10 protein-coding genes are annotated in these 12,720 nt (G+C 65.1%); 6 read left to right on the top strand and 4 right to left on the bottom strand.

Annotated features, from left to right (window positions below):
* Positions 1-260 precede the first annotated feature (260 nt).
* Positions 261-977: a helix-turn-helix domain-containing protein gene (locus tag PI93_RS20520; RefSeq protein WP_080759165.1), complete on the bottom strand. Its 717-nt coding sequence runs from the start codon at positions 975-977 to the stop codon at positions 261-263.
* Positions 978-1,335: 358 nt separating this feature from the next.
* On the opposite strand from PI93_RS20520, the gene gabT reads away from it, so the two are divergent.
* A complete protein-coding gene (gabT, locus tag PI93_RS20515) occupies positions 1,336-2,628 on the top strand; it encodes a 4-aminobutyrate--2-oxoglutarate transaminase (RefSeq protein WP_039369880.1) in 1,293 nt (430 codons plus the stop codon).
* 11 nt (positions 2,629-2,639) lie between these two features.
* Positions 2,640-4,070: an aldehyde dehydrogenase family protein gene (locus tag PI93_RS20510; RefSeq protein ID WP_039369884.1), complete on the top strand. Its 1,431-nt coding sequence runs from the start codon at positions 2,640-2,642 to the stop codon at positions 4,068-4,070.
* Positions 4,071-4,142: 72 nt separating this feature from the next.
* On the opposite strand, the gene PI93_RS20505 is transcribed toward PI93_RS20510, so the two are convergent.
* From PI93_RS20505 to hpnC, 3 genes are all read right to left on the bottom strand, one after another.
* On the bottom strand, positions 4,143-5,315 hold the full coding sequence (locus PI93_RS20505; RefSeq protein ID WP_039369886.1) for an NAD(P)H-dependent flavin oxidoreductase: 1,173 nt from the start codon (positions 5,313-5,315) through the stop codon (positions 4,143-4,145).
* A 126-nt stretch (positions 5,316-5,441) separates the two neighbouring features.
* A complete protein-coding gene (locus PI93_RS20500) occupies positions 5,442-6,392 on the bottom strand; it encodes a DMT family transporter (protein WP_236105773.1) in 951 nt (316 codons plus the stop codon).
* A 182-nt stretch (positions 6,393-6,574) separates the two neighbouring features.
* Positions 6,575-7,438, bottom strand: coding sequence for a squalene synthase HpnC (gene hpnC, locus PI93_RS20495; RefSeq protein WP_039369889.1), 864 nt, complete (start codon positions 7,436-7,438; stop codon positions 6,575-6,577).
* A 177-nt stretch (positions 7,439-7,615) separates the two neighbouring features.
* On the opposite strand from hpnC, the gene hpnD reads away from it, so the two are divergent.
* The 4 genes from hpnD (at position 7,616) to PI93_RS20475 (ending at position 12,631) form a co-directional block, all read left to right on the top strand.
* On the top strand, positions 7,616-8,464 hold the full coding sequence (hpnD, locus tag PI93_RS20490; RefSeq protein ID WP_052240628.1) for a presqualene diphosphate synthase HpnD: 849 nt from the start codon (positions 7,616-7,618) through the stop codon (positions 8,462-8,464).
* Complete coding sequence (gene hpnE / locus PI93_RS20485) at positions 8,464-9,717, top strand: hydroxysqualene dehydroxylase HpnE (RefSeq protein WP_039369892.1); 1,254 nt, start codon at positions 8,464-8,466, stop codon at positions 9,715-9,717. The genes hpnD and hpnE overlap by 1 nt, the downstream gene beginning before the upstream one ends.
* A 226-nt stretch (positions 9,718-9,943) precedes the next feature.
* Positions 9,944-11,908: a squalene--hopene cyclase gene (gene shc / locus PI93_RS20480; RefSeq protein WP_052240632.1), complete on the top strand. Its 1,965-nt coding sequence runs from the start codon at positions 9,944-9,946 to the stop codon at positions 11,906-11,908.
* Positions 11,909-11,935: 27 nt separating this feature from the next.
* The gene (locus PI93_RS20475) at positions 11,936-12,631 is read left to right on the top strand and encodes a phosphorylase (RefSeq protein WP_080759163.1); all 696 of its coding nucleotides are present in this window, start codon (positions 11,936-11,938) and stop codon (positions 12,629-12,631) included.
* Positions 12,632-12,720 lie beyond the last annotated feature (89 nt).

Genomic DNA, 12,720 nt, shown 5'->3' with positions numbered 1-12,720 from the left:
GGATGTATTCTATATGAATACTTATGATTCACATGAAATCATCGTAACGGAAAACTTCGGTGTCGGGAAAGCGTTTTTTCCTGATCGCGTGGGCGATCGGCCGTAAAGCCGCGCGAGACGGGGCTTTGCGGGCCGTGGTGCCCGGGGGGGAGTCAGTGCGCCGAAACGGGGATCGGAAAAAAATAAAGCCCGGCGAAGGCCGGGCTCGGGGGCAAATTTGACAGGACGCTTGCGGGGAATGCGTCGTGAAGTCGGATCGGTCAGTAAGAGGGCGGCGTGATTACCCAGACGATTTCGGTGGGCGTGCTGCCCGGATTACGGTACCGGTGAGGCGTGTGGCTCTCGAAGGTAAAGCTATCGCCTTCCTCCAGAACGAAATGCTGTTCTCCCACCCAGAGTTCCAGTGTGCCGCGGATCACGACACCGCCTTCTTCGCCTCGATGCTGATACGCGTCGCCGCTGTCGGAGCCGGGCGCCATGACGGACCACAGCAGTTCGAGCTGGCCGCTCAGGTTCGGTGAGAGCAGGTAGTCCGCGATGCCCGAGTCGAACGTCAGTTGCCGGCGGCGCTCGCGTCGCACCACGACGCCGCCATCCGAGGGCTCGGCACTCTCTCCATGGGGAAAGAACCAGCTCACCTGCACACCGAGCGCGGCAGCGACGTCGTGCAGGGCGCCAATCGTCGGCTTGCTCTTGCCTCGCTCCAATTGGCTCAGAAAGCCGATGGATTTGCCGCAAAGAGCGGAAAGGTCCTGCAACGACAGGCCGCGTGCTTTGCGCAGGCTTTTGATCTCGGGACCGATCCAGTCGAGCGGGGCTGCCTCGTCGCTGCTGCCGGCACCACGGGGTGCGGCGGGGGTCTTCTTGCGCGCCGCGCTCTGACGTGTCGATGCCGCTGGCGCACGCTGCACGCGCGGCGTCGTTTGCACGGCCGTCTCGCCTTGCGGCGCGTTCCCCGATTTCTTGTGTACTGGCATCCCGATCCCCAACGTGTTGCGCAAACGACACGGCTGTGCGCGTCGCGTCCCGAATTCTAGCCGACACCGTCGCAATGCCATCGTGAAGCAAGGCAGGCGGGCGTTTTTCCGCGGCTTCAAGCCTTGCATGAATTTTAAATGTTCTGTTGAATTTTCACATTAATGAAAATTCATTGCAAAATTTTCACGTCAAATCTACACTGGCCCGGCCGTCGCGTTGTGGTGTCCGAAGCGTTTCCGAGCGTTGGAGGAAGGGGAGCGTTGGATGCCGTGCACTACGCGTAAGCACTCGCGCACTTGATAGGCCCACCCGAATCGCCGGCGCTCCCGGCATGCTTTCTTGACGAGATCTACCGACATGTTGAATTCAGCCCGCAGCAACGCATCGCTCCAGGCGCGCAAGGACGCCGCCTGCGCCAAAGGCATTGGCGTCATGACGCAGCACTTCACCGCCCATGCCCAGAACGCCGAGATCTGGGATGTGGAAGGCAATCGTTTCATCGACTTCGCGGGCGGGATCGCCGTGCTCGCGACGGGGCATCGTCACCCGCGCATCGTGGCCGCCGTGCAGGCGCAACTGGCGCAGTTTCACCACACCTGCTTTCACGTCACGCCTTACGAGGGTTACGTCGCGCTGTGCGAGCGGTTGAACGAGATCACGCCGGGCAAGTTTGCCAAGAAGACGGCGCTGTTCACCACGGGCGCTGAAGCGGTGGAGAACGCCATCAAGGTGGCGCGCGCCGCGACCGGCCGTAGCGCTGTGATTGCGTTCTCGGGGGCATTCCACGGCCGCACGATGATGGGCATGGCGCTTACGGGCAAAGTGGCTCCGTACAAATTGGGTTTCGGGCCGATGCCGGCCGAAGTATTCCATGCGCCTTACCCGGTGGCGTTGCACGGTGTGAGCGTGGACGACAGCATGGCGGCGCTCGAGACGCTCTTCAAGACCGACGTCGACCCACGGCGCGTCGCGGCAATTTTCATCGAACTGGTGCAGGGCGAAGGCGGCTTCTATGTGGCGCCGCCGGAGTTCGTGAAGCGACTGCGCGCGTTGTGCGATCAGCACGGCATTCTGCTGGTGGTGGATGAAGTGCAGACGGGCTTTGCCCGCACCGGCAAGCGCTTTGCACTGGAGCACTACGAAGCCGAGGCCGACCTGATCACCATGGCGAAAAGTCTGGCCGGCGGTTTTCCACTTTCCGCACTCACGGGGCGCGCCGAACTGATGGACGCCGCAGGCTCGGGGGGCATTGGCGGCACATACGCGGGCAATCCGCTCGCCTGCGCGGCTGCCCTCGCGGCCATCGACGTGATCGAAGAGGAAGGGCTGATCGAGCGCGCATCGGTGCTCGGCGATCAACTGAAGTGCATGCTCGGTGGCTTGCGCAATGAGGTGCCCGAGATCATCGACGTTCGCGGACCGGGGGCCATGGTCGCGGTGGAGTTCGGCACGGCGGACACCGGCGCGCCGGACGCCGACATGACGCGTCGCGTGCAGGCCGAGGCGCTCAAGCGCGGGCTGTTGCTATTGATCTGCGGCGTTTATGGCAACGTCATCCGCTTCCTGTTCCCGCTCACGATCGAAGACGATGTCTACGCGCAGGGGCTCGAGGTGCTCGCCGAATCGATTCGTGCCGCTCGCGCGTCATAAGGGTGAAACCGATGAAACCGAACTTCATCAACGGCGAGTGGGTGCAGGGAGTAGCCGCCACGCCGAACGTCAATCCCTCGGATACCGATGACGTTCTCGGCGAGTATGCGCGTGCCGACGCCGCTGCCACGCGCGACGCCATCGCAGCCGCCAAGCATGCCGGTCCCGCGTGGGCACATGCCACACCGCAAGTCCGCGCTGATGCGCTGGACGCAATCGGCACCGAGTTGATTGCCCGCAAACAGGAACTCGGCGAGCTGCTGGCGCGCGAAGAAGGCAAGTCGCTACCGGAGGCGGTCGGCGAAGCGGCGCGCGCCGGACAGATTTTCAAGTTCTTCGCGGGGGAAGCGCTGCGCCCCGGCGGTGAACATCTGGCCTCGCTGCGTCCGGGGATCACCGTCGATATCACGCGCGAACCGCTGGGCGTGGTCGGCATCATCACGCCGTGGAACTTCCCGTTGGGCATCCCCGCATGGAAGATCGCCCCCGCGCTGGCGCACGGCAACAGCGTTGTCTTCAAGCCGGCCGATCTGGTGCCGGCCTCGGCGTGGGCGCTCTCGGAAATCATCAGCCGGGCCGGGTTGCCGGCGGGCACCTTCAATCTGGTGATGGGCCGTGGGCGCGAGGTCGGACAGGTGTTGCTCGACTCGCGTGACGTGACGGGTATCAGCTTCACCGGATCGGTTGCCACGGGCAAGAGCGTGCTGCTGAGCGCCGCGCAGCGATTTGCCAAGGTGCAGTTGGAGATGGGCGGCAAGAATCCGCTGATCGTGCTCGACGACGCCGATCTCGAGATTGCCGTCGAATGTGCGGTACAGGGGGCCTATTTCTCGACGGGACAGCGGTGCACGGCATCGAGCCGGTTGATCGTCGGCAAGCGGATTTACGACCGCTTCGTCAAGGCGATGACGGCGCGTCTGGCGACGCTGCGCATTGGCGACGCGCGCGATCCGGCGACACAGATCGGTCCCGTGGTGAGCGAGGGCCAGTTGCAGACGGACCTCGACTACATCGCGATCGGCCGGGAGGAGGGCGCAACGCTGGCGTTCGGTGGTGAAAGGCTTACGCGCGAGCGGCCGGGGTACTACCTGTCGCCTGCGTTGTTCGTCGACGCGCACAACGAGATGCGTATCGCTCGCGAAGAAATCTTCGGGCCGGTCGCGTGCGTCATTCCGGCCGACGACTACGAGCACGCACTCGCGCTGGCCAACGACACGGAGTTCGGATTGTCGGCGGGTATCTGCACGACGTCGCTGAAGTATGCGAATCACTTCAAACGACACGCGCAGGCCGGCATGACAATGACCAACGTGTCGACGGCAGGCGGGGACTATCACGTGCCGTTCGGCGGCCGCAAGGCGTCGAGCTACGGGGCGCGCGAGCAGGGGCGCTATGCCGCCGAGTTCTACACGACGGTCAAGACGTCATACGTGGCGGCATAGTCGGAGGGCGCCGGCAGTGCCGGCGCCCGTCGCGATGACTTTGCCCGATCTTTGTCCGATGAAGTGGCTCGATCATGTTGCCGTGGCCGGGGCAGGACTTTCCTCCTCCGGCCGCTCCCCTGTGAGCAGATACCGCATGAGGTCGGCTACCGGACGAATGCGCTCGCCGAAGGGCAGTGGGTCGCGCCCACGGAAGAAGAGCCCGCGTGCGACATCGCCACGCACGGCCTGCGCAAGTTTCAGGTCGATGCAGAACTGCCCGATGCGCGCTACGCCATCGCGAAGCCCGCAGGCCTGCAAACAATCGAACCCTTCCAGACACTGTCGTACCTTCGCCTTCGCTTGCAGTGCGGTTTCGCGCGACAGATATTTCCTGAGCCATGGCGTCAGCACGGCGCGCGCAGGCAATCCCGCCACGCTGGTGAATTCGGCAATGTCTTGCGGGCGCGCACTCGCAAGCACTGCCTTGAACGCGGGGTGCGCATCCGACTCTTCGGTCACGGCAAACGCTGTGCCCAACTGCACGCCGGCGGCCCCCTTGTCGAGCCAATGCCGCACCTGTTCATGACGATGGATGCCGCCGGCCACGATAAGCGGCACGCTGGCCCAGTCGATGCCCAGCGCAGCATAGATCTCGCGACACTCCGTGAGCACACGGTCAAACGAGAAGCGCGCATCGCCCAGATCCTCGATGCGCGACGCGCCAAGATGCCCGCCCGCATGCGCCGGATGTTCGATGACGATGGCATCGGGCAGACGGCCCTTCTTCATCCACTTGCGCAACACGAGGCTCACGCCACGTGAGTCGGACAGAATCGGAATGAGGGCGACCTCGGGATGGCGGGCCGTGAGTTCGGGCAGGTCGAGTGGCAGTCCGGCGCCCATGACGATGGCGTCGGCACCGCTTTCGCAGGCCTGGCGCACCAGCGAGGCGTGCGCACTCACCGCTTTCATGACGTTCACGGCCACGAGCCCATTGCCGTTGGCAATGGCTTTGGCGGCCCGCACTTCGCGATCCAGCGCGATCAGATTGACGGCCTCGATGGCCGCCTTGTCACGTGTGCCGTCGACCCGGGCGAGCAGGTCGGGGTGATGGTGACGCAGGTCGATGCTCGCGATCGTGCCCACGCCGTTGTGCCGTGCGACCGTGCCCGCCAGCCGGTGCGCGGAGATGCCGATTCCCATGCCGCCTTGCACTACAGGCACCAGCCGGCGACCCGCCAGCGTCAACCATTGCTCGTTCATGTCAGTTCCGTTCGTCGAAGTTGGCTCGCTCGCGCGAATGCGCCACGATGGCTTCGCGCACGCGAGAAGGCAGTCTGGCATCTGCCTGTCGAACGGATCTTGCGATGGGTCAAGCGCCGGCGGCGCTCAGGCGGTGCTGTCTGTGCGGCATGACGTCGCACCGCCCTGCACGGTGCCGAGCGCAATGCCGCCGACGATCAGCGCGAGGGCGATCCAGACGTCCAGTCCGAGCGACTCGCGCAAGATGAGCGCCGAGGCCAGCGTGCCGACGACCGGCACCCCCAGCAGCCCCAGCGAGGTGACGCCCGCCGGCAACTGTCGTGTGACCACGCCCGCCAGCCAGTAGGCGATGCCGCCGCCCATCACGCCGCCATACGCCAGCAATCCCGAAAATCCGCCCCAACCGGTGATGCGCGGCGCGCCGTCGACCACGGCGGCGAGCGTGCACATCACGCTGCTCGCGAGCAGCAATTGCCACGGGCTGAGTTCGAACGGTCCGTTGACCCAACGATGCGCGCGCATATGAACGATCGCCACCGCCCACACGAAGGCCGAGGTCAGGACCAGCGCATTGCCGAACACGGCGTTGCGATCATGCCAGTCGAACGCGAGCGGGTTGAACATCACCCCGAGCCCCAGCAGGCCGCATGCGAGCCCGAGCAGACGGCGTGGCGTGAGCGTCTCGCCCAGCCACACGCGTGCAGCCGGCATGACCCACAGCGGCGTGGTGTAAGCGAGCACGGCGGAGCGACCGGCGCTGACGTACTGGAGACTCAGAGCGACGAGCAGCGAGAACACCGTCATGTGCAGCAGACCGACGCTCAGGATGACGGGCAGATCGCCCCGGCGGGGTAGCACGAGACGCCCGGTGAGGGCGCAGATGATGAACAGCGTCGTCATGCCGATGACCGAGCGCAGCGCGGCGCTCCACCACGGCGAGACGTGGGCGAGCAGGGCCTTGCTGACGGGCCAGTTCACGCCCCACGCCACGATGACGATGGCAAAGAGCACGCCAGCATGGGATCGCACGGAGGATCGATTCGAGGTCAGGCGTTGCAGACTGGCTGGCAGATTCACGCGCACGGGCTCCCGGAGGTCTCTGACACGCGTGCCGCCGCAGGCGGAACGCGCTATCCCGTCACGTTAGGGCAGCCGTGGAGGGTAGAGAAGCGCCAGAAACGAGGGAATCGGTGGTGCCACGCGCCGCCGGGTCCGGCGCGGCGGCAGCACGCTGCCGGACAGCGGAGCGCCGAACGGCCTCAGTGGGCGCGGGCCTTGGGCGGCGTGCCGCTCAGCTTCATGCCGAGGCCGCGCAGGAACACACGCAGGCCATCGGACTTGCCCAGTTGCGGGCGGTGGCGGAAGACGTCGTAGTTGGCCGCCTCGATCATGTCGAGAATGCGCAGGCCACCATGCACCACGCAGCACAATTCGAGCCCGAAACGGCCCGGCACGCGGTTGGCCAGCGGTGCGCCGCGCAGCATCATTTGACGGGCAAAGTCGACCTCGTAGCGCATAAGGGCGCGCCAGCGGTCGTCGAACGTCTGCGCGCCGATGTCAGCGTCGCTCACACCGAAACGGGCCATGTCCTCCTGCGGCAGATACACGCGTGCCTTGCGCCAGTCGACTTCCACGTCCTGCCAGAAATTGATGAGTTGCAGCGCGGAGCAGATATCGTCCGAGCAGGCGATGTTCTCGGGCGTGTCGAGCTTGAACAGCGCGAGCATGATGCGCCCGACCGGGTCGGCGGAGCGCCGGGTGTAGTCGCGCAACTCGGCAAACGTCGCGTAGCGCTTGACCTCGATATCCTGATCGAACGCCGAGAGCAGGTCGGAGAAGGGCTGAACGCTGAGCCGATGCTCGGCAATGACGCCTGCGAGGGCGGCGAACAGCGGCTTGTCGGGCGACGTCGGCTGTCCGGCGGCGATCTTGTCGAGTTCGGCCTGATAGGCGGCGAGGCCGGCGTGGCGCTCGGCGTTGGTCGCATCGCCCTCGTCGGCAATGTCGTCTGCGGTGCGGGCGAAGTTATAGATCACGCCCACCGGCGCGCGCATTTCGCGCGGCAGCAGGATACTGGCGACCGGGAAGTTCTCGTAATGCTCGATCTTGGCGTCGGAAGTCATCGGCGGGTGAGGCAATTGGGCCAACGCGGCTGCGCTGAGTGACCCGAGATTCTATGCTATCGTTCCAAATCTTGGCGGGAAAGTCGCGCCAATCCCCGGTATACTTCCCTCCTTGCAAGAATCCCCTGAGTTTTTTTCCGTGGTGTCACCCTGTTCCCCTGCACGACGAGGAGCCTCGTGAGCGTCGCCGAACCGATCGAAATTTCGCCTGAGCAAAGCAGTGCACGTGTGGCCTCGGGCAGCAGTTTTTACGCTGCCATGCGCATTCTGCCGCCCGCGCAGCGCGAAGGCATGTTCGAGATCTACGCCTTTTGCCGCGCCGTGGACGACATTGCCGACGACGGTGAGGACACCTCGGCGAGCCGGATGTCCCGTCTGGCCGCTTGGCGGCGCGATCTGGCCGACCTGTACGACGGCCGCCCGGCGCCCTCGCTCGCGAACCTTGCCCGCGTGGTCAAGCAGTTCGGTCTGAAGCACGACGACTTCCTTGCCGTCATCGAAGGCATGGAAATGGACGCCTGCGGCCCCATCGTCGCGCCCGATCTGCTCACGCTCGATCTCTATTGCGATCGCGTGGCGAGCGCCGTTGGCCGTTTGTCGGTCAAGGTGTTCGGTATGCCCGAGCAGGACGGCATCGACCTGTCGTATCACCTCGGTCGTGCACTTCAACTGACGAATATTCTGCGCGATATCGACGAAGACGCCGGCATCGGCCGCGTCTATCTGCCACGCGAAACGCTGGCCGACGCCGGGATCGTCGACGCCACGCCCGCGACGGTCGTCGCGGCCAGACTCGACCGTGCCTGTGCGCCGCTGGTGGCGCAGGCGCGCGATCACTATGCGAAGGCGCGTGCGATCATGGCGCGGCATCCGCGTCGCGTGGTCGTCGCTCCTGCGGTGATGGCCAAAGCCTACGGCGCGATTCTCGACAAACTCATTGCGCGCGGTTTTGCCGCGCCTCGCGAGCGTGTGCGTGTGCCGCGCTGGCGTCTCATTCTGATGCTGCTGCGGCAGATGGCCTTCTGATGGCGGGCACGGTTCACGTCATCGGCGCCGGCCTTGCAGGGCTGGCCGCCGCGGTCAGGCTCGCCACGCGCGGTGTGTCCGTGGTGCTGCACGAGGCCGCGCCTCAGGCCGGCGGACGGTGCCGTTCGTATTTTGACCGGCAGTTGAATGCCGTGATCGATAACGGCAACCATCTGGTGCTCTCGGGCAATACGACGATGCGCGAATTCACGCGCACCATCGGCTCGGAACACACGCTGAGCGGCCCCGATCGTGCCGAGTTCGCGTTCATCGACCTCGATAGCGATGAGCGCTGGACGGTGCGTCTGTCGGAAGGGCGTCTGCCGTGGTGGATTTTCCGTAAAGATGCCCGCGTGCCGGGCACGAAGTGGTCGGACTATCTGTCGCTCGCGCCGTTGCTCCGCGCAGGCCCCGAGGCGACGATGACCGACGCCATGAATTGCCCGCCGACGCTGTACAAGCGGTTGATTCATCCGCTGTTTCTCGCGGTGCTCAACGCCGATCCGGCGGAAGGCTCGGCGCAGATGGCCGCTGCCGTGATTCGCGAGACGCTTGCGGCAGGTGGCAAAGCCTGCCATCCGCTGATTGCCAGCGACGGTCTGGATGTCTCGTTCGTCAATCCCGCGCTGGCGTATCTGGAAGCCAGGGGCGCGCGCGTGATGATGCAGCACCGTGTGCGTGCGTTGCACTACGCGCAGGACGGCAGCCGCGTCGAGTCGATCGATTTTGGCGACGGCCCGGAGACGCTTGGCGCCGACGACGCCGTAGTGCTCGCCGTGCCGCCGAACGTCGCGGCCGCGCTGGTGCCGGCGCTGACCACGCCGGATGAATATCGCGCCATCGTCAACGCGCATTTCCAGGTGCCGCCGCCGCCGGGCTGCCCGCCGATGATCGGCGTGGTGAACGGGGTGAGCGACTGGATCTTCGCGTTCGATGGTCGTCTGTCGGTCACGATCAGCGGTGCGGACCACTTGCTCGACGAATCGCGGGAGTCGCTCGCGCTTCGCATCTGGGAAGAGGTCGCCCGCGCGTGTCAGGTACCGGCGACGCCGATGCCGGTGTGGCAACTGGTGCGTGAGAAGCGCGCCACGTTCGCGGCCACCCCGGCGCAGGACAAGCGTCGCCCGGGCGTGCATACGCGTTGGCGCAATCTTGTGCTGGCCGGCGACTGGACGGCCACCGGGCTGCCCGCGACCATCGAGGGGGCGCTGCGCAGCGGCAACCGGGCGGCCGACGTGCTGCGCCCGGCCTGAGCCCTGTCATCGCCTTACGCGCCAGCCGGGCGGAAGAACCCGGCGCAATCGCAAGAGTGAATGTTTAACCGGCGTGTACCCCGCGCCGCCCATACGCCTTTGAGTAGGCAAGAACGCCATGGATACGATACGCGATGCTTCCGAAAAGGAAGCGCGACGCACGGCCACTGCCACGGCCGTGGACCTCAAACTGCACACGGAGCTTGCTCAGAAGGTGAGCACGGCAATGGCCACGCAGACGCTTGAGACAGGGATCGACCGTTCGATCACCGCACTGCTCGACCTGCAACAGGCCGACGGGCACTGGCTGTTCGAACTCGAAGCCGACTCGACCATTCCGGCCGAGTATGTGCTGCTGCGCCACCATCTGGGCGAAGCGGTCGACGCCGAACTCGAGGCGAAGATTGCGGCCTACCTGCGTCGCATTCAGGGCGAACACGGCGGCTGGCCGCTGTTTCACAACGGCAAGTTCGACATGAGCGCCAGCGTGAAGGCGTACTTCGCGCTCAAGATGATCGGCGAACCGATCGACGCGCCGCATATGGTGCGCGCGCGCGAGGCCATCCTCTCGCGCGGTGGTGCGCAGAATTCAAACGTTTTCACGCGCATTCTGCTGGCACTCTACAGCGTACTCGAATGGAAGGCCGTCCCGATGATGCCGGTCGAGATCATGCTGCTGCCGCAGTGGTTCCCGTTCCATCTGTCGAAGGTGTCGTACTGGGCACGCACGGTGATCGTGCCGCTGCTCGTATTGCAGGCGAAGCGTCCGCGCGCGCGTAATCCGAAGGGCGTCGGCATCGACGAACTCTTCATCGGTAGTCCCAAGGATGTCGGGCCGCCCAAACGTGCTGCGCATCAGAGCCGTTTCTGGTTCACCTTCTTCTCGGGTGTCGATCATGTGCTGCGCGCGCTCGATCCGTTCTTCCCGAAAAGGCTGCGCGAGAAGTCGATCAAGCGCGCCGTCGATTTCGTCGAAGAGCGTCTGAACGGCGAAGACGGCCTCGGTGCCATCTATCCGGCCATGGCCAACGCCGTCATGATGTACGACGTGCTCGGCTATCCGGAGGATCATCCGAGCCGTGCGATTGCCCGCAAGTCGGTCGAGAAGCTGGTGACACCGGCCGATCACGAGACTTACGTGCAACCGTGTCTTTCGCCGGTGTGGGACACCGCACTGTCGGCGCACGCCTTGCTCGAAACCGGCGACAAACGCGCCATCGAAATGGCCGGCAAGGGGCTTGAGTGGCTCATCCCGTTGCAGATTCTGGATGTGCGCGGCGACTGGATTTCGCGTCGCCCGAACGTGCGTCCGGGCGGCTGGGCCTTCCAGTTCGCCAACCCCCATTACCCGGATGTGGACGACACCGCTGTCGTCGCCATGGCGATGGACCGCTACGAGAAGCTCGCCGGTACTTTCGAAAACGACAAGGTAGATGCGAGTACGCGTCCGATGCGCCATGCGATCGACCGCGGCACGGAGTGGGTCATCGGCATGCAGAGCAGCAACGGCGGCTGGGGCGCGTTCGAGCCGGAGAACACGCATCTGTATCTGAACAACATTCCGTTCTCGGATCACGGCGCGCTGCTCGATCCGCCGACGGTAGACGTTTCGGCGCGCTGTCTGTCGATGTTGGCGCAACTGCCGCCGTCGCCGGAGCGCAAGGCCTCGGCGGATCTGGCGTTGAAGTACATTCTCGACGATCAGGAAGCCGACGGTAGCTGGTACGGCCGCTGGGGCATGAATTTCGTGTATGGCACCTGGTCGGCCATGTGCGGCTTGCAGGCAGCAGGCCTGCCGCCGGAGCACCCGGCCATGGCGCGTTCGGCGCAGTGGTTGATCTCGATCCAGAACGCCGATGGCGGCTGGGGCGAGGACGGCGACAGCTACAAGCTCGAATACAAGGGCTACGAGGCGGCACCGAGCACGTCGTCGCAGACGGCCTGGGCATTGCTGGGGCTGATGGCAGCCGGCAAGGCCAACGATCCGGCGGTCAAGCGTGGCATCGACTATCTGCTCAATACGCAGAACGAAGAAGGGCTGTGGGACGAAGAACTCTATACGGCGACGGGCTTCCCGCGCGTGTTCTATTTGCGTTATCACGGCTATCGCAAGTTCTTCCCGCTGTGGGCGCTCGCACGCTACCGGAATCTGACGGTGCGCAACGATTGCCCCGTGCCCTGCGGCATGTAACCCGCAAAACCCTGTGCCGCCGACCCTATGAACCCACCCATCATCGTTGTGACCGGCATGCCTTTCGAAGCGCGCATTGCGCGCGGCGACGGCGTGCTCGTGGTCTGCGCACAGAACAGCACGCTTGCCGCAGATCTCGAGGCCGCAATTGCGCGTGATGGTGCGCGTGGGCTGGTGAGTTTCGGCACCGCCGGTGGCTTGATTCCCGGCGTGAAGCCCGGTCAGTGGGTGATTGCGCACAAGGTGCTGGATATGCCGCAGCACGCGCGTGAGTACGTCGCGGCCATTGGTTGGGCCGAAGCCCTGCGTCGTGCCATGCCCGGCGCGTTGCGCGCCGATCTCGCCGGCGTCACCGCGCCGGTGGTCAGCGCCGACGACAAGGCCGCCTTGTTCCGCGAGAGTGGGGCTGCGGCAGCGGATATGGAGTCGCATATCGTGGCGCGAGTGGCGCAGGCTCACGGGCTGCCGTTCGTTGCTGCACGAGTCGTGATCGATCCGGCCGAGCGCTCTCTGCCCCCGGCGGCGCTTGCCGGACTGCGCAGCGATGGCTCTACCGATATTCTCGGCGTGCTGCGCTCGCTGGCCGTGAATCCGCGGCAACTACCCGCGCTATTGCGCGTCGGCAAAGACGCCAGCCTCGCCAGGCAGGCGATGCGTCACGGACGCCAAATCGTCGCCCTCAAGCTGGGGGATGGCTTCGGCGCGGTGGCCGCAGGGATCTGATCGCATCACCGTACTCTGTCGTCACGCATGAAAAATGCCAGCGCGTCTTCGCAGACGGGCTGGCGTTTTTGTTTTGGGCCGCTGGTGGT

This window comes from Pandoraea fibrosis (assembly GCF_000807775.2).
In the GTDB taxonomy this organism is placed as follows: domain Bacteria; phylum Pseudomonadota; class Gammaproteobacteria; order Burkholderiales; family Burkholderiaceae; genus Pandoraea; species Pandoraea fibrosis.
Note: the sequence above shows the minus strand (reverse complement) of the source record. Positions and strands in the feature narration are given on the sequence as shown.